We start from the raw sequence: 17,352 nt of genomic DNA, 5'->3' as shown, positions 1-17,352 counted from the left end.
CGCGAAAAGTACCGACGCTACTCGCGGTGTGCCCTGACGACTACTGCGACCGCCAGTGCCACCGCGGCGACCACGGGACCGAATCCCGGAACCGACTCGGAGCTATCGCGGGTCTGCTCACCGATTGCCGTCCGCGTCGCGGTCTCGTTCGCGTCCTGTAGCGGGGCTTCCGTGGTCGCCTCGCTCCCGGCCGTCGTCGCGTTCGTCGTTTCGCCCCCCGATGCCGCGACGGACTGGTTCGCGCCGACGCCGACCAGTCCGAGACTGTCCGCACTCGCGCGGAAGGCGTATTTCCCGCCGCGTTCGCCGAGAGATACGGTTTCCAGTGCATGCCACGACCCGTTGCGGTAGCGATAGGCCGTCACCTCCTCGGGGTCGGTGTCGTCTGCGGGCACGCGAAACTCGACGGTCGCGTCCGCGAGTTCGTCGTTCTCGACGTACGTCGGAGCGGTTTGCAGGAATCCCAGCGACTCGTCACTCGGGAGCGAGGAGGCACTCGGCGCGGACGCCGCAGTCGCCTCGACGAAGAACCGGGGTTCGGGGTCCTCGCTCTCCGGCGTAATCCGGAGTTCGTGGAAGGTGGCAAACCCGGTGCCGAGACCCGACAGCGAGACGCTGGCCGGAGCGCCGGCCCGCGCACTCGTAATTCTGGCTCTGACGTGCGTCTCGGTTTGCTCGGCGACTTCGACCGACACCGAGGGCGGCGGAACCGAAGAACCGCCACCACCGCCGCCACCGCCGCCACCACCGCCACTCTCGCCGTTACCACCGCCGCCGGACTCCTCGACCGTGACCGACCAGATACCGTTCACGGTGTTGCTGACGTTGTCGGTCGCTGTCACCGCAACGTTGTGGGTGCCGGGCGTCACGTTCTGGCTGTAGACCACGCTGTCACCGCTGACGGTCAGGTTCGCAGAGACGTTCTGTCCGTCCACGGCGACTGAGACGTTCTCGGGGTCGAGACCGGCACGCGTGTCTGTCACGCTCACGTCGAGCGTCGTGTCCCCCGAGTTACCGGCAGTCTCGACGCTAACGTCGGGCGCTGTCTCGTCAACGTAGACGGTCGCGTACCGGGCCGGACCGAACAGCGACATGTTATCGACCGGGACGAATTGGAAGGTGTGGCGGCCGGTCGAGAACGACGAGAACGACAGGGTAACGTTCGGCTTCTCGGGAGTTCGGGTGGAACTCCCGTCGATGCTCACCTGATACCGGTCGAATCCGCTGTGGGGGTCGGTCGCGTTACTGGCCGTGACCGTGAAGTCGCCGTCCACCCACCCGTCCGGAACCGAGAGGTTCGGTGCGGTCGGTGGTTCCGTATCCACCTTGACGGTGGTGTTATCCACGAAACCGGCGTTACCGCCTTCGTCTACGGCTCTGACCTGCATTTCGAGTCTTCCGCTCTGGTCGGTATCGAACGTGTTCCAGCCACTCGTGTCGCCGACGTTTCGCCACTCGCCGTTCCCGAATCGAATCTCGTAATAGTCAACTGCGGTCTGGTGGTCGAACGCATCGTCCCAGTACACTTTGGCGTCCGTGGACCAGTCACCGCCTGACGTCAGGTCGCCGACTGCCGACGGCGGCGTCTGGTCGCTGACCGTGACGGTCGTCCGAGCAGAGGTCGAGACTCCATCGCTGTCGGTGACCCGGAGCGTGACTTGCTGGTTGCCGATTACGTGGAAGGTGTGTTCGACCGTCTCGCCGGTCTTCTCGAACGTGTCGTCGTCGTCGAGGTCCCACTCGTAGGTAGCTATCGGTCCGTCGAAATCGGTGGAGCCAGTGGCGTCGAGCGTCGTCTCCTTGCCTTTCCCGACCTCCGACGGCACGTCGATTTCTGCGACCGGCGCGTGGTCGGACTCCTCACCAGTGAGTTTGTACACCGAATCGTTCGTGCGGTCGAGACCGACGTAGACCGATTCGTTTCCGAGTGCGGGGGCCGACGCGACCGAGGGCGTGCCGTCGTCGGGAATCTCGTGGAAGTACCGACTACTCCCGGTGGTCGCGTTCGCCGCGAGGATTCCGTTTTCGGTGCCGACGAAGACGGTCCGCTCGGCGACGACCGGCGACGTTTGGATGTCGTAGGGCTTGTCGGTAACCGACCCGTTCCCGGTCTGCAGGTCCAGTTGGAGTATCCCGTTCGAGTTCGAGTCGGACAACGGGACGTACACCGTTCCGTGAGCGATGGCCCCAGACCCGATAGGTTCAGTGGACACGTCGTGGCTCCACTCGACCTTCCCAGTTTTAGAACTGAGTGCGTAAACCGTTCCATTCTCGGCCGACGGGTTCCGGTCCACGACGACCACTCTGTCGTTCACCATCGAAGTCGGCGTGGTGAGTCCGCCCGACTGGTCGAGGACACTCGTCCACTCGTGGTTCCCCCTCACTCTGTCGAGGGCGTGGACCGCCCCGTCGATGCTGACGAAGGCGGTATCGTCGCCGACTGTCGGCGCGGACGCCGTGTTCCCGCTGACCGAGTACTGCCAGTGAGAGTGGCCTTCGCTCATGCTGAGTCGCCACAAACTGACATTCCCGTCGTTTGCGGTCGTGACGTACCCGTCGTAGTGTGCGAAGATGGGCGACCCGACAACCGGGTCATCGAGCGACAGGTTCCAGACGAGCGACCCGTTTCGTGCATCGACGGCGTAGAGGTCGCCGTTGGCGTCGCCGACGTAAACGGTATCGTATCCGAGCGTCGGCGACCGAAGCGAGGAGTTGGCCTCGAACGCCCACTGCTCGGTTCCGTTTGTCGCGTTCAGACCGTAGAGCCATCCGTTCGTACTCCCAGCGTAGATAGCGTCGTTGGCAACTGCGGCCGACGTCACAACCGGGTCGTTCTGTACTGCGCTCCATCCGGTCGAAGGGTTGTTCGCCGGCGGAGCGATGCCCGAGATGTACCCCGTTCTGGCGTTGCCCGCTTGCTTGGTCTCCCATATCGGATTCACGGGTTCGCGGACCGTGACTGTCCTCCGAGTCGAGTTCGTTACCCCGTCATCGTCAGTGACCCGGAGCGTGATCGGATATTCGCCCGTCGTATCGAACGTGTGTTCGGTGTTCATGCCGGTCGCCTCGAACGTGCCGTCGTCGTCGAGGTCCCACTCGGCCGAGACTATCGAACCGTCGAAGTCGGAACCGCCCTCGCCGAGGAAAACCGTCTCACCGACCACGTACTCGTTCTCGGCCTCGATGACCGCGTTCGGCGCGTAATCGAAGTCCTCGCCAGTGAGTTTGTACACCGAGTCGTTCGTGCGGTCGAGGCCGACGTAGACCGATTCGTTTCCGACTGCGGGGGCCGACGCGACCGAGGGCGTGCCGTCGTCGGGAATCTCGTGGAAGTACCGACTACTCCCGGTGGTCGCGTTCGCCGCGAGGATTCCGTTTTCGGTGCCGACGAAGACGGTCCGCTCGGCGACGACCGGCGACGTTCGGAGGTCAGAGGCCGTCGGAGTCACGGACCCGCTCCCGGTCCGCAGGTCCAGTCGGAGTATCGCGTTCGAGTTCGAGTCTGACAGCGAGACGTACCCCGTTCCGTGCGCGGCGGCACCGGACCCGACGGGTTCGGTCGTGGTCTCGTGAGACCACTCGACGTTACCCGCCTGCATACCGAGGGAGTACACGGCTCCGGTCTCCGCAGACGGATTTCGGTCGGCGACCATAATGGCGTCCTCGCTGGGAATCTTCGTCGGCGCGGTGAGTCCGCCCGACTGGTCGAGGACGGTCGTCCACTCGTCGTTCCCCGAGGCCCTGTCGAGGGCGTGGACTCCCCCGGTGGCGCTGAAGAAAACAGTATCGTGGCCGACTGCGGGCGCGGATGCCGCGTTCCCGCTAACCGAGTACTGCCACTCCGAGCGACCATCGTCCGCGCCGAGTCGCCACAAACTGACCGTCCCGTCGTTTGCGGCCGCGACGTACATCGTCTGTTCGGCGACGACCGGCGAACCGACGATGCGCGTCCCGAGCGACCGATTCCAGACGAGTGACCCGTTTCGCGCATCGACGGCGTAGAGGTCGCCGTTCGCGCCGCCGACGTAGACCGTCCCACCAGCGACCGTCGGCGACCGGAGCGAACTGTTGGTCTCGAACGCCCACTGCTCGGTCCCGTCGGTCACGTTCAGACTATACAACCGTCCGTTCGCACTCCCGGCGTAGACGGCCTCGTTGGCGACTGCGGGCGAGGAGCGCACCGGGTCGCTCTGGACCGCCGTCCACGCGGCCACCGGGTTGTTCGCTGGCGGGGCGACGCCCGAGACGTACCCCGTTCTAGCGTCGTCGCCTTGCCACGTCCCCCAGACCGCGGAGACGTTGGCGGTCGTGTTTCCCGTGTTTCCGGCCGCGACGACGCCGGTAAAGACCAGCGGTGAACTGAACGCCGACGCGACGAGGAGAGACGCGAGGAGAATCGAGAGAACGTTACGAAGCGGGTACTTATCCGACATATACTGATTCAGATATGACAGAGAGTGTAATATCTTTCGGCCTCCACCCGGTCCTCATCCCGACCGTTCACCGTAGCTGTCCGTCCAATCCCCACTGTTCGGCCCGGTCTCGGGCCTCCTCGCGGGCACGGTCCCGAATCGCCTCGATTTTCTCGTCGTCCTCGAGAAACGCCTCCACGGCGTCCAGCGACTCGTCGGTCCCAGTTGGTGTCTCGTCGGTGTCACGACTCTCGCCGTCGGGACCGCCGGACCACTCCGGCGGTGCCACTGCGCGAGTTCGCTCGGCCAAGTCCGGGTCGCCCGCCAACCTGTCGGCGGGCATGCCGGGCGGGACTCGCAGGTCTGGCCGAGTACCGTCCGCAGAGTCCTCGAACGCATCGAACTCGGTGAGGTCGTCTCCCGGCAGTTCCCGGAGTGCAACGTCGTAGGGTCCCGGTCCGGCGGCGTCGGCCAGCGCCTTCGGCCCGACCCGGCCGGTTCCGGTGTGGTAGGCGAAGCGCGGCACGCCCTTCTCGAAGGCAACCACGCCCGCGCCGTCGGCGTCCAACAAGAGCGCGTCCTGCGGTTCGAGGACCGCGTAGCCAGTCAATTCCCGGTCGAGTGCGGTCGAGAGCGGACCTGACAGGTCGGACTCGACCCGCGAACGGACGAGGGTCCCCGCCGGCAGGTCGGGCAAGTCCGACCCTGCCGAACTGTCACGCTGGTCTGTCTGCGAGCGAGTCATGGCGAGTCGGGGACGACCGCGCTCCGGAATCGGTCGGCCACCTCGCCCGACTGGCCCGCCCGCACGTCGAGACTCCCAGCGGCCTCGCGGTAGGCCTGCGCCGCCTCGCAGTCCGGGGCGTGAGCAAGCAGGGGTTCGCCCGCCCGGCGGGCCGACCGCGCGGCGTCGGCGTCGGGCACCGTCGCCAGCGTCGGCCCGTCGAAGTAGCGTTCGGTCTTCTCGGCGACACCGGCGGCCTCCTCGGGGTCGTGGACCTTGTTGAACACGACGCCCGCGGTGTCGGTGCCGTAGGAGTGGGCGTACTCCTGCACCTTGAGACCGTCGCTGAGCGCCGGAATCGTCGGTTGGAGGACCACCACCACGCGGTCGGCGAGGACGACGGGCAGAACCGCGCTCTTGGACCCGAGCGCGGCGGGCGAGTCCAACAGGAGAACGTCAGTGCCGTCCGCGAGTTCGGCGACGACCGACCGGAGTCGCTCGGGGTCGGCCTTCTCGAACGCTGAGAGACTGGTTCCGCAGGGGACGACCGACATGCCGAACCGGTCGTAGACCGCCTGTGAGACCTCTGCGTCGGCGTCCTCGACCAGCAGGTCGTGGAGGGTCACGTCCACGTCGGTCAGGCCGGTGTGAAACAGCAGGTTGGCCATCCCGGTGTCGGTGTCCACGATAGTCACGTCGTACTCGTCGGCAAGCGCCATCCCGAGCGCCACCGTCGTCGTGGTCTTGCCAGTCCCGCCCTTGCCGCTCGCCACCGCGAAGGCCTCGACCATCGAACCGAGATTGCGCGCGATGCGTTAAAAACCTACGTGTACGAAAATTAGTCTGCAGTGTGGGTTGTCGGGTCGGTTCGCGGATGGGCCGACCGGCCCGCAGATGGAACTGTTTACAGATTCTCCGGCATTAAATACGTTTTCTTAAGCAATATCTACATTTGTCTCCGACGGCGCGAACACCTCTGCCCGCCGGTCGGTCACGACGCCGTGGTCGGCGTCGGCGACCGACTCGGGAATCGTCGCCTCGGTCGCCTCGCTGTAGCGCGATTCGAGGCCCGCCCGGACCGCTTCCCTGACGCAGGCCCGAGTACAGGCACCGACTTCGGTCGCGGCCCCGGAGAAGGCGGCCTGCTCGCCCGCCGGGTCGCAGGCGACGATAGCGGCGTCACTGGTCGTCCCGGTAAACCCGGTCTCGGCCAGCAGAACTGCGGTCTTGGCCTCGGTGGCGACCGCCAGCAGGTTCGCCAGCGCGCCATCCGCCAGCGACCGCTCGGTGCCGACCAGCAGGTTGACGGTTCCGATGTCGGGCGTCGTGCCGGAATCGAGGTCGGGCCGACTCCTCGCACCGGTCGAGAGGTCGTCCGAGTCCATCGGGAGCGCGGCCGGGTTCGAGATACCGACGGTCGCTACCGCCGAGACCGGACCGCATCGGGCACCCCGAGCGTGCCGGAGTTCGACGCCAGTAAGCAAGCACGGGCCGGATTCGCCGAACCCGGCGCGCTCGCGGCGCTCGGTGAGGTACGAATCGAGGTCGGTCCGGTCGAAGCCCTCGGGCACTGAGACGTTGTACGCAGAGTCGCCCCGTCGCTCGCCGCCGTTCCACCCCGACGAGAGCCACCGCGCTCCCTCTCGGCGCACCCGGAGGACGCCCTCGCTGACCGTGGTTCCGAAAACCTCCTCAGACACCCGCCAGCACCTCCAGCAGGCGGTCGTTCTCGTCGGGCGCTCGGACCGCGACCCGGACGTGCGAGTCGAGACTGCGGAAGGTGGTCGCGTCCCGGATTGCGACGCCCGCCCGTCTGGCGCGCTCGACGACTTCCGCCGGGTCGCGCTCGCCCGTGTCGAGCAGGAGGAAGGGGGCCTCGGACGACCGGACCTCGAACTCGTCGGCGAGCGCGTCGGCCATCCGGGACCGCTCCCGGCGGACGCGCTCGCGGGTCTCAGCGACGAACTCGCGCTGTCGCAGACAGTACGCGCCTACCTTCGCCGACGGGGTGCCGAGGCTCCACGCCCGCCGGACGGTGGCCAAATCGTCGCCCACCGTCCCCGCACCGACCGCGAATCCGGCCCGCAGACCCGGCAGACCGAACAGTTTGGTCAGCGAGCGCGCGACGGCGACGCCCTCGGTGCCCGCCATCGAGGACCGGTCGGTGAACCCCAGAAAGGCCTCGTCTACGACCAGCAGGGTGTCGCTCGCCCGGCACCGGTCGGCGAACTCGCGGAGCGCGCCGGAGTCGTAGGCGTCGCCGGTCGGGTTGTTGGGGTTGCAGACCACCGCCGCGGCGAAGTTCTTCGGGTCAACATCGAGCAGTTCGTCGTGGGGGACGAACTCGGGGACCCCGCCCTGCAGTCGGACCTCGCGGGCGTACTCGCCGAAACTCGGGTAGGGAATCGCCACGGCGTCGCCGGGCGAGACGCCGGTGGCGAACGCGAGGCGAAGCGCCGCCAGACCGCCCGGCGTGGGGACGACCTCCTCGGGATTGCACCCTGCGAAATCGGCGGCGGCAGTCCGGAACTCGGGGTAGTCGTCGTCGGGGTACGACCGGGCCGAATCGAGCGCGTCGGCGTAGACCGATTCGGTTCCCTCCGGCGTCCGCGGGTTGGTGTTGGCGCTGAAATCCAGCAGGTCCGGGTCGTCGCTCCCGCCGTGGGGCACCCGACCGACCTCGCGGACGCTATCGGGGTCCATCGGCGGATTCCGGGGCCTCGGCCGTCTCCGGGCGGTCCAGCAGGTCGTCGTACACGGCCCGAACTCGGTCGCGGACCGCGCCCATCTCGATTCCGGCCCGGTCGGCCAGCGCCAGCGACCCGCCCATCCCGACGCCCTCCTTGGCCTCGCCCGCGACGAACCGCGCCAGCGCGGGGTGATTCGTCCCGTCGAATCCGGGGTCGGTGACGGTCAGTTCGAGGTCGAAATCGGGGACCGCCCCGCGCAGGTCGGCGCTCTCGTCGTCGGCCAAGAACTTGGTCGTGGCCAGCGAGAGGGGCGCGTCGAGTCCGGCGTGACGGGCGAGCGCGGCGACTGCGACCATCTGCGTGCCGCCCGCCAGCGTGACCGCCGTTCCGGACCGGACAGCGCCGACGACGAATCCCGCGGCGCTCGCAAGCACCGGGTCGCCGACCCGCCGGACCGCGAGTCGGGGGTCGCTCTCTGCGTCGCCGGGGGCCAGTCCACTGGCGTCGAGGGCGTCGGCGACCACCTCGCGCTTCCGGTCAAGGGGGTTGTCAGGGAGCGACGACGAGACCCCGCGCTCCTCGCCGAGCGCGGTCAGCACCCCGAGCGCGGTGGTGGTCCCGCCCGGAATCGTCTCGGCGACGAGGACCTCCTCGTCGGGAATCTGGCGACCGAACTCGCGGGCCGCAGTGAACGCGCCGGGCGCGGTCGGCACCGGGTCCTCCTGCCGGATGTCCTCGCCTGCTCGCGCCCCGACCGTCACCGTCGGCGCGGCGGTCGGTTCTGCCAGTCCGGCGTCCACCACGGTCGTCTCGAAGTCCGCCAACTCCCGGACCGCGCGGGTCACGACCGCCGGGGTCGGACACCCAGTCGGACTGACCGGGACCTCGGGCGCGCGGACCGGTTCGCCGTACTCCAGAATCTCGGCGTCCGCGCTCGGCGTGTGGACCATGGCCTCGGGGTCGGCCCCCGCGGCGCTCAGCCCCTCGATTTCGGCGGTCCGGGTGGTCCCGGCGAACAGCACCAGTCTCGGCGAGGAGTCGGCCGTGTCGGTCACAGCAACTCCTCCGCTAGCTCTGCGTCTGAAAGTCGATTCACGTTGACAGCCAAGCGTGCGTCGTATGTCTCGTACATGGTATCCTCCGTCGATTCCGCGACGACGTTGACCCCGGTCGGCGCGAGTTCCCGGCCGTCGGCCTCGCGCTCGAAGGTCGTGTCCGCACTCGCGCCGAGCGCCCGCTTGAGCGAGGCCGGGACGCAGACGGTTGTCGAACAGTGTTCCCCGCTTCCGTGCGCATCGAGGACCGCGTTCACGGCGTCGTCAGCCAGCAGGGGCAGGTCGGCCGCGACCGTGAGAACCGGGAGTTCGACCGCTTCGAGCGCGACCTGCAAGTCCTCGACGTAGCCCTCGCCCGGCGTCTCGATAGCCGCCAGCGAGTCCTCGTTGGCGACGAACTCGCGGGTCTCGGGGGCGTCGGGCGAAACGACCGCGTGGACGGTCTCGACTCTGCTGGCTTCGAGGGCGTCGGCGACGCGGGCGACCATCGGTCTCTCGCCGACCTCGAACAAGGGTTTCTCAACTTCCGTGTCGAGTCTGGTCCCCCGGCCACCGCACATCACGAGAGCGTCCACGCGACCACCCCCAGATGCAGACCCGCGATTCTGCCCAGTTCGTTGGCCGCGCCGAACACGTCGCCGTTGACGCCGCCGAGGTTCGCCCGAGACCACCCCAACAGCGCCATCGCTGTGGCGACGGCCCCGGCGAGCGCCGCGATTGCCGGGACCCCCAGCAGGCCGACCGGCACCGCGGCCAGCGCCGGAGCGACCAGTGCTGTCGGGGCGTTGTCGGTGAACGCCGACCCCAATCCCTCGAAGGCGGGCGACCCGAGGCACGCCAGCGCGGCCATCCCGAACTTCGCGCCGACCTCGGCGGAGACGGCGATTCCGACCGCGACCGGGACGCCGACCGCGGCAGTCGGCGGCGCGACCGGGGGCGCGTCGGCCAGCGCGAGACCGGCAAGTCCGAGACCGACCAACACCGCGCCCAGCGCCAGCACAGCGCCGACGCCGACCTCGGTGTCTTTCAGTACGTCCCGGCGGTCGTCGGGGTCGCCGTGGACCACCGCGGCGTCTCCGAGGTCGGCCACCCCGTCTGCGTGGTTGATGCCCGTGACGGCGTAGACCGCCAGCAGGTAGCCGAACGCGACTGTCGGGGCCGGAACCGGGCCGAGCGTCCTCGCTGTGAGTACGGCCCCGAGCAGTGGGACCGCCGAAAGGAGGCCCACGACCCACCCGGCCAGCGGAAATGCTGTCGGGGTCTCGCTGAACGCGACCCACGCCTCCTCGGACCGCCCGGTCGGAATCCGGGTGAGGAAACCGACCGCACCCTTCGTGGCTGTCAGAACCACGCGACCACCCCCGAACCGAGCGCCGGCGCGAGCTCCTCGCCGACCGCTGTCAGCAGGCCAGCGAGGAGGAACGCCAGCAGACCGGCCAGTCCCGCGATTCGAACGCCGGACCGGGCGGTCTCGACCGAGGGAAGTCGGGCCTCGGGGTTCAGCACGTAGACGCCGGGCTTTTCGAGGCGGGCGTCGATGGCCCCCGCGAGGGTCGCCATCGGCCACCCCGAGTTCGGCGAGGGCGGCGCGTCGGCCCACCGAGACCCGGCGGAGAGGGACGCAGGCGCGACTGCGGCGAGCGCGACGAGACCGGCGCTCACGCGCGCGGGAATCCACATAACTATGTCGTCGAGACGGGCGCTGGTGGTGCCGTGGGGCTTGTCGGGGTAGCCCAGCATCGAGTCGAGGGTGTTGACCGCCTTGACCCACACAGCGGCCCCCGCGCCGACGGCGGGCGAGACCGGCCCGAGGAGGGCGAACGCCAACAGCGAGGCCACCACGCCGTCGGCCAGATTCTCCGCAGTGCTCTCGACTGCGGCGCTCCGGACCTCGCCCGCCGAGAGGTCCTCAGCGTCCCGGCCCGCTAGCCACTTGAGTCGCTCGCGGGCGGTCGGGAGGTCGGTCTCGGTCACAGCGACTACCTCCTCGGCCTTCCCCGCGAGCATCCGGAGGCTAGTGGTGGCGAAGACGACGAGTCCCGCTGTGAGGACGCCGGCGAGAGGGTGAAGACGGTCGGCGATTCCGACCGCGAGCGCGACGATTCCGCCAGCGAGCAGGGGCAGGAGTGCGGCGACCGCAGTGCCCGCGAGTCGGGGTCGGGACCACTCGCGGTCGAAGCGGGCGACGGCCGACCCGAACCACGCGACGGGGTGGAGTCGGCGCGGGGGTTCGGCGAGCGCGGCGTCGAGGACCAGCGCGACAGCGATGGCGAGTGCGGGATTCACTGCTGGGCCTCCAACCACGCGGGAAACTCGGTGAGCGGGACGTCCGACACGAGGAGCGCCGTCCCGCCGCAGTTCTCGATTCCGGCGTCGGTTCGGGGGTCGTCGCCGACGTGGAGCAGGTCGGCGGTCGAGACGCCCAGTCGGTCGGCGCAGGTCTCGAAGGCTCTGGCGTCGGGCTTGCGCCACCCGGAGGCCACGCTGGTCACGATTGCGTCGAAGGTGTCGCGGTCCACGTCCGACCGAATCAGGGCCTTGCGGGCGAGTTGGGGCACCGCGCAGTTCGAGAGAACCGCGACCGGACCGCGCTCGCTCGCTGTCTCGACTGCTTCGAGCGCGCCGTCTCTGGTCGTCACCTCGGGGTCGAACGCGGAGACGACCGCCCGGCGCGCGGCGTTGCCGGGGGCCTCGACGCCGCGACTGGCGAGCGCGGCGCTGACGTGGGCCATGAGGGGGATTTCGGCTCCCTCGGGCGCGTCGATGTGGACCTCGCGGTAGGCGTCGGCCCAGTCGTCGGGCACCGCCACGTCGCGCGCTCGGAGTTCGTCGGCGACCGCACTGGCGGGGTCGTCGGGTCGGTCGGCGTCCACGAGCGTACCGAACAGGTCGAACGATACTGCCACTATCTCGGGATTAGTGCAAGCGAACTTGAATCGGTCGGACTGCGGCCAGCGCCCGACGGAAACAGTCAGTTCAGAAGGAGGTCCGGCCGAGTATCGTCAGCGACCGGCGAAGGGCGAGACGCCGTTGGCGGCCGACGACATCGATTCGGCGGGTCAGGAATCGAGCGCCGACCGAACCTTGGCGTTCAGGGCCTCGATTTTCGACGCCGCCTTGTCGGAGCGCCCGTCGCCCGGCGGGGTCAGTCCGGGTTGGTCCTCGGGGTCGGGGTCGCCGACGACCACGGTGCCGACCATGCCGAACGGTTCGTGGGGCGTACAGTAGTAGTCGTAGACGCCCGGCGTCTCGAAGGTGTGGGACGCCGACGCGCCGTTTTCCACGAGGACGCCGGTGTCCCACGGGGCGGCCTCGTCGGGGATGCGCTGGGGGTAGTCGGTGGCGGGCGCGTAGGCCGTCGCGGAGTGGTTGGCCGAGACGTTGGTCCACGTCACGGTGCCCCCGGCCTCGACGCGGACGATTTCGGGCGCGAACAGGTTGGTCCCGTCCGGTCCCATCTCGACCTCGGCGCTTTCGGTCTCCTCGGGGAGCGTGTAGTCTACGGTGGTCTGTTGGCCGGTTCCGTCCTCCTCGGAGAGGACGCCCGCGCACCCGGCCAGCGCGGCGAGCGAGGCGGTCGCAGTGGCAGTGGTCGCGCTCCGGAGGAACTGGCGGCGCGTCGAGTCGGTCATTGCCGGCGGTTCGGAGGGGCGTCTTACGTAGTTTTTGTTCGGGGAAGGACGGAGAGAGTGAGCGTGAGCGCGGGACTAAAGACAGTTATTTGTTTTGTAAACAATCTTTATTCTATCTTCCACAATTGTATAGGATTCCTTCTGGGCGGGTGACGCGAACGGACAAAAAATCTAACCAACAGCACGCGCCGAGGACCGAAATCGGTCACAGCGCGCGTAGAATCGAACCCCGTCTAGCGACCGACCTCGACTACTCGACGCTGATGATGTTCGATTCCAAATCTCGCGGGAAGTAGGTCAACCAGTCCACGCCGTCGTCGGTGATGGCGATAGTGTCCGAGTGGCGGTAGCCGTACTCGTCGGTGTAGATGCCGGGTTCGATGGTGTAGATGTGGCCCGGTTCCATCTCGGCGTCGGTCTCCTCGCGGCCACCGCGGTCCTCGCAGTGGGTGGTCCACCCGCGGTCGATGTACGGCGGTTCGTGGCCGCCCATGCCGATGTTGTGCCCGACGTGGTGCTGGGCGAGGTCCGCGACCCCTTGCTCCTCGAAGAAGTCCCAGACCTGCTCGTCCACGTAAGACAACTCGACGCCCGGCCCGAGCGCGTCGATGGCGATGGTCTGGGCCTCCAGCATGAGTTCGAAGTAGTGGGCCTGCTCGTCTTCGGGTTCGCCGAGGAACATGGTGCGCTCCAGTTCCGAGTGGTAGCCGTCCACGTCGGCGCTCGCGCCCGTCACCAGCACGTCGCCCTCCTGCAAGCGCCGATTGGCGGTGTGGCCGTGGGGCAGAGCGGTCTGCTCGCCCGTGATGAACCCCGCCATCGCCGGGCCGTCTCCTCGGGTCCGAGGGACGTACTCGTCGCCGAGGGTGTCGAGCATGGCCCGCGAGGCCTCCAGCGAAGCGCGTTGGCTCACGGTCGCCGGATGCTCGCCGACCTCGGTGAAGTCCGCTAGATAGCGGTGGGCGAGGTTGCCCCACCGGGCGGATTCGCGGACCAGTTCGACCTCCACATCGGACTTGGCCCACCGCATCCTATCGACCCAGCTCTGGGTCTCGACTTCGACGAACTCCGAGAGTTGCGGCCCCTCGTAGCCCATCACGCCGGGCGCACCGTCGGCGTCCGTGGCGACCGATTCGACGCCCATCTCCGACAGCATCCCGACTGCGGTCTCGATTGGGTTCCCGCCGGGGTAGTCGAAGTAATGATGCACCGCGTCGATGCGCGGGTTGGTCTCGACGCGCTCGACCTCCAGTCGGGGCACCGTAATCGCCACCTCGTCGTCCGTCACCGCGAGGACGACCGGACGCTCGGTCTGGATGTGGTCGAAGCCGGTGAGATACTCGATACTCGTCGCGCCGAACCAGACGCCGGCGTCGCCGCCGGACTCGGCGATTCGGTCGCGGACCTCGGCGAGTCTGTCTCGGAACTCGGAATCGGGTACTCGTGTGGGCATATAAACCGAACCACGCAATCCGACCGGATAAACGTTGACGTGGGGGCAACCCAATATAAGATAACATAATATAATTAACTAATATAAGTTTAAATTTCTTTTCCATTATAGTTAGATAAGTATAAAGATTTAATATCTAACTATTTCTATCCGGGGATAGGGTTAGACACCAATGGAATCTAATAGGAGAAAAACCCTGAAGGCCCTAGGAATTACTGGACTGAGTACCATAGGGTTCACAAGTAACAGCGTTGGAAGGACAAACAAGTACGTAGGTGTTGCTTACAATCCTGAGACACACGAAGTACTCGGTGATGCTTCTGGACAATTCAACGCAAAACTTGATCAAATGGTTGGGGCTTTGAACGTCATGGGTGAAAAATACCAGATCTCCCAAGAAAGTCCAGAGATGAGTAGCAAAAATAAGCTAGGGAAGAGAACTAGGTTCGTAAAGCAAATCCCAGCTAAACAACCAGAGAAATGGGGATTCAAAAACCCGAAATACACTTTGAAAATCTTTACTGCTGAAGGGACTGGAATTACCGGATACATTGCAAATCCGGTTTATCAGAAAGTTGCGTTTTCATTAGCACCGAATTCACCGAATGTGAAAGCAGAAATGAAGAAACATCTGAAGAGAACGGCCCCGAATAACGAGGTGAACTCATAACATGGATGTCAAAGATCTCACGTGGTCAAAGTGGTACGGTTCTAATGATTACACTGATGACTTCGAGTACGTAGGTTACGTTACCGCAGACGCAGAGAACGATGCCCACGAGTACGACGAGATTCCAAGCCTCGGGTACAATCGATGGCAGATTCAGGGTTACTTCACCGACCCACCGACTTGGGACTGTAGTTGTGAACCAGAAGGCAGTGGTAACTACTATGCGTTAGCCAGCCAAGCAGAATACGAAATAGATGCCGCTTACGACCTTAGCGGGGAAAACTCAAACATTGACTTCCAATCAGAAGATCCGACAAATGAATCTGACGTAGAGTTCTCTGTCTCAATAGCAGCAGGTTTTGGTCCGGTTAGTGTAGGTCTCTCAAAAGCGATCGACACTTACTACACCACATTTGATGACAATCCTCATAATCGGGCTCACTGGACGATTGATTGTGAGGTCTTCCCTGATGAACAAGATAATAATCGTGGGGTGAGGTTTGACGTGGAAGCAGGAGGCGATTACAGAACTGAAAAATTCAAATCTCTAACTAAATTTGCATGGAATTATAGATACACAAATGATAATCGAGAAAACTACGCTTTTTACAGTGATTCTGTGAGCATGAATCACTACTTTGACGTCCCGGTAGTGAGTGTATAAACCGAACGTTTGGCTTTTGTTTTTGCCGTTCCAACGAATAGCTATGTACTCAAAGCGAGAAATCTTACGAAGACTCACATCAGTCGGAACCATTTCAATATCTGGTTGCACACAACTCCTTCAGGAAGGAAACGTAGATCTATACGTAGTAAATTGGTGCCAAGACGTTGCAGATGTGGAAATATCCATACTTTCACGGTCAGAGAAGGTGGCATTTGAAACAGAGTATCAGATTTCCCCAAATGAAGATAGGAAATCAAAGAAAGTTGTAGGGGGGGGAGAATATAAAGTGATCGTTAATTTAGATGGCGAATACCATTTCGAGTATGAATTTACTATGGGAAGTTGCAAAAACCAAAAATTGGTAGTACGTATAGAGAGATGCAATCTCATCGAATTCGAAAAGAAATATTGTTAAACTAAGGAGTTATATGGTTGATGGTGCCGGAATTTTTGACTAACCGACAGGAGGCTTGACCACAAGACAATTCACACCTACAGCGACAAGCGTATCCACAATAAACAAGAGTGAAGACATCAACGACTTACCGCTGGGGCAGGTTCAGTCCGATTCGGAGGAGGACGGCGTAGACTGCGACCCCGAACCGGAAGAACAGGCCGAACACGACCGCAAACAGGAGACTGAATCCGACCGCGGACGTGCTGACAGCGAACGTCCCGCCGTCCATCCGCCAGACCTTGACCGAGACAGTCGCTAGCGACAACAGCACCGCGACTCCTCCCGCGACGTACACCCCGAGCGAAAGCCCCAGTCCGAGACGCCGGTCCAGCAGGTCCGTGGTCGGCGCGAGGTCCCGCGCGAGGCCGCCGTAGAACCCGACCAACCCCACCAAGACCAGCGTGTCGGCGAGAAGCGGCGAAACCATGGACCCGACCTTGCTGGCCGACCGTGATAAACGAGTCGGAACCGAGCGTGAGAACGAAACCCACGCGAACGAAGGTAATTTTAAAACAATCCGCGCGCAAGAAGACAGTAATGGAAGATTCGGGCGGTCCGACCGTCGGTTCGAAGGCTCCGGAGTTCGCCGCACCGCTGGCGATGCCCGACGGGTCGGTGTCGGAGGTCACGTTGTCGTCGCTCTTATCCGACGGTGCGGTTCTGCTGGTGTTTCAGCCGACGAACTTCGAGTTAGAGGAGTTCGCGGAGCGCCACGCGCTCGGCGAGTACGACTGGTTCAGGACGGACGACCGCCTCGAAGTCGTCGGCGTCAACTGTGCGAACCCCCAGACCAATCAGGAGTTCGTGGACTACCTCGACGTGACCTACCCCTTCTGCTCGGACCGCGACCTCTCGATAGCCGAGGACTACGGCGTGACCTACCGGGCACTCGGGGTCACCCGCCGGGCGCGCCGCGCCTGCTTCTTCGTGGACGAGGAGGGCGTCGTCCAGTACCGGTGGGTGAGCGAGCGCAACCACACCGGGCGTCCTCGGCCGCAGGTCCGGGACCTCTACGAGGTGGTGACCGACGTGCTGGGTCGGCCCGAACCCGAGTCGTTCGGCTTCGCCTGACCTCTCAGTCGTCGAGGTACGGTTCCTCGATGTCGGTGTCGCCGCCGAGTCGCCGACTCGCGCCTCGCGTAATCGCGTCGAACAGCGCCACCAGCGGGTAGAGGACGCGCTCAACCACGGCTATCGGCCGGGCCACGGCGAGCGCCCACTCCTCGGCCTTGCCGAGTCCGTAGGACTTGGGGACGATTTCGCCGAACACGAGGACCAGCGACGTGACGCCGAGCGTCGCGGCGGTCACGGCCGCGCCCGGCGGAAGCACGTCGGTCAGAAAGAGCGTCACGACGCTCGACAGCGCGACGTTCACGAGGTTGTTGCCGACCAGCAGGGTCACGAGGAGCCGATGGGGGTCCTCGCGGAGTCGTTCGAGGAGGACGGCGCGGCGCTCGCCCGTCGCCGCGCGCTCGGTTATCCACTCGACGCGGAGCGAGAAGATTGCGGTCTCGCTACTGGAGAAGAAGGCGCTGAGCGAGACGAGTGCGACGACGACGCCGGCGAGCAGGGGCGGCGAGAGTTCGACCATG

At 65.2% G+C, this 17,352-nt stretch carries 18 protein-coding genes; 4 read left to right on the top strand and 14 right to left on the bottom strand.

What is annotated here, in order from left to right; translation table 11 throughout:
* Positions 1-17 precede the first annotated feature (17 nt).
* The 12 genes from P2T57_RS15805 to P2T57_RS15750 form a co-directional block, all read right to left on the bottom strand.
* Positions 18-4,433: an outer membrane protein assembly factor BamB family protein gene (locus P2T57_RS15805; protein ID WP_276300179.1), complete on the bottom strand. Its 4,416-nt coding sequence runs from the start codon at positions 4,431-4,433 to the stop codon at positions 18-20.
* A 67-nt stretch (positions 4,434-4,500) separates the two neighbouring features.
* Positions 4,501-5,157, bottom strand: a complete 657-nt coding sequence (locus P2T57_RS15800) for a DUF8054 family protein (RefSeq protein ID WP_276300178.1) — start codon at positions 5,155-5,157, stop codon at positions 4,501-4,503.
* Positions 5,154-5,927: a nucleotide-binding protein gene (locus P2T57_RS15795; protein ID WP_276300177.1), complete on the bottom strand. Its 774-nt coding sequence runs from the start codon at positions 5,925-5,927 to the stop codon at positions 5,154-5,156. Before P2T57_RS15795 ends, P2T57_RS15800 begins: the two co-directional genes overlap by 4 nt.
* 144 nt (positions 5,928-6,071) lie before the next feature.
* Entirely contained in the window at positions 6,072-6,836 is a 765-nt protein-coding gene (locus tag P2T57_RS15790) for an adenosylcobinamide amidohydrolase (protein ID WP_276300176.1), read from the bottom strand.
* Entirely contained in the window at positions 6,829-7,839 is a 1,011-nt protein-coding gene (locus P2T57_RS15785; RefSeq protein WP_276300175.1) for a threonine-phosphate decarboxylase, read from the bottom strand. The genes P2T57_RS15790 and P2T57_RS15785 overlap by 8 nt, the downstream gene beginning before the upstream one ends.
* Complete coding sequence (locus P2T57_RS15780; protein ID WP_276300174.1) at positions 7,826-8,881, bottom strand: nicotinate-nucleotide--dimethylbenzimidazole phosphoribosyltransferase; 1,056 nt, start codon at positions 8,879-8,881, stop codon at positions 7,826-7,828. The genes P2T57_RS15785 and P2T57_RS15780 overlap by 14 nt, the downstream gene beginning before the upstream one ends.
* The gene (locus tag P2T57_RS15775) at positions 8,878-9,441 is read right to left on the bottom strand and encodes an NTP transferase domain-containing protein (protein ID WP_276302122.1); all 564 of its coding nucleotides are present in this window, start codon (positions 9,439-9,441) and stop codon (positions 8,878-8,880) included. The genes P2T57_RS15780 and P2T57_RS15775 overlap by 4 nt, the downstream gene beginning before the upstream one ends.
* The gene (locus P2T57_RS15770; RefSeq protein ID WP_276300173.1) at positions 9,441-10,232 is read right to left on the bottom strand and encodes an adenosylcobinamide-GDP ribazoletransferase; all 792 of its coding nucleotides are present in this window, start codon (positions 10,230-10,232) and stop codon (positions 9,441-9,443) included. The genes P2T57_RS15775 and P2T57_RS15770 overlap by 1 nt, the downstream gene beginning before the upstream one ends.
* Positions 10,223-11,167 (bottom strand): adenosylcobinamide-phosphate synthase CbiB, encoded by a 945-nt coding sequence (gene cbiB / locus P2T57_RS15765; RefSeq protein WP_276300172.1) that lies wholly within the window; start codon positions 11,165-11,167, stop codon positions 10,223-10,225. The genes P2T57_RS15770 and cbiB overlap by 10 nt, the downstream gene beginning before the upstream one ends.
* Entirely contained in the window at positions 11,164-11,787 is a 624-nt protein-coding gene (locus P2T57_RS15760) for an HAD family hydrolase (protein WP_276300171.1), read from the bottom strand. The genes cbiB and P2T57_RS15760 overlap by 4 nt, the downstream gene beginning before the upstream one ends.
* 153 nt (positions 11,788-11,940) lie before the next feature.
* Positions 11,941-12,513 (bottom strand): cupredoxin domain-containing protein, encoded by a 573-nt coding sequence (locus P2T57_RS15755; RefSeq protein ID WP_276300170.1) that lies wholly within the window; start codon positions 12,511-12,513, stop codon positions 11,941-11,943.
* Between the two features lie 250 nt (positions 12,514-12,763).
* Entirely contained in the window at positions 12,764-13,966 is a 1,203-nt protein-coding gene (locus P2T57_RS15750; RefSeq protein ID WP_276300169.1) for a M24 family metallopeptidase, read from the bottom strand.
* 172 nt (positions 13,967-14,138) lie between these two features.
* Here P2T57_RS15750 and P2T57_RS15745 point away from each other — a divergent pair, with 172 nt between their 5' ends.
* The 3 genes from P2T57_RS15745 to P2T57_RS15735 are packed head-to-tail and all read left to right on the top strand — an operon-like array spanning position 14,139 to position 15,718.
* The gene (locus tag P2T57_RS15745) at positions 14,139-14,636 is read left to right on the top strand and encodes a hypothetical protein (protein ID WP_276300168.1); all 498 of its coding nucleotides are present in this window, start codon (positions 14,139-14,141) and stop codon (positions 14,634-14,636) included.
* A gap of 1 nt (position 14,637) precedes the next feature.
* The gene (locus tag P2T57_RS15740) at positions 14,638-15,300 is read left to right on the top strand and encodes a hypothetical protein (protein WP_276300167.1); all 663 of its coding nucleotides are present in this window, start codon (positions 14,638-14,640) and stop codon (positions 15,298-15,300) included.
* 43 nt (positions 15,301-15,343) lie between these two features.
* Positions 15,344-15,718, top strand: coding sequence for an Ig-like domain-containing protein (locus P2T57_RS15735; protein ID WP_276300165.1), 375 nt, complete (start codon positions 15,344-15,346; stop codon positions 15,716-15,718).
* Positions 15,719-15,845: 127 nt separating this feature from the next.
* Here P2T57_RS15735 and P2T57_RS15730 read toward each other — a convergent pair whose 3' ends face one another.
* On the bottom strand, positions 15,846-16,187 hold the full coding sequence (locus P2T57_RS15730; protein ID WP_276300164.1) for a hypothetical protein: 342 nt from the start codon (positions 16,185-16,187) through the stop codon (positions 15,846-15,848).
* Positions 16,188-16,297: 110 nt separating this feature from the next.
* On the opposite strand from P2T57_RS15730, the gene P2T57_RS15725 reads away from it, so the two are divergent.
* On the top strand, positions 16,298-16,831 hold the full coding sequence (locus tag P2T57_RS15725) for a redoxin domain-containing protein (protein WP_276300162.1): 534 nt from the start codon (positions 16,298-16,300) through the stop codon (positions 16,829-16,831).
* 4 nt (positions 16,832-16,835) lie between these two features.
* On the opposite strand, the gene P2T57_RS15720 is transcribed toward P2T57_RS15725, so the two are convergent.
* Positions 16,836-17,351 (bottom strand): DUF21 domain-containing protein, encoded by a 516-nt coding sequence (locus P2T57_RS15720; protein ID WP_276300161.1) that lies wholly within the window; start codon positions 17,349-17,351, stop codon positions 16,836-16,838.
* Between the last annotated feature and the right edge of the window lies 1 nt (position 17,352).

The sequence above is a fragment of the Halorussus lipolyticus genome (assembly GCF_029338375.1).
GTDB classification, from domain to species: domain Archaea; phylum Halobacteriota; class Halobacteria; order Halobacteriales; family Haladaptataceae; genus Halorussus; species Halorussus lipolyticus.
The sequence above is the reverse complement of the archived record's forward strand: the minus strand, read 5'-3'. Positions and strand labels throughout refer to the sequence as shown.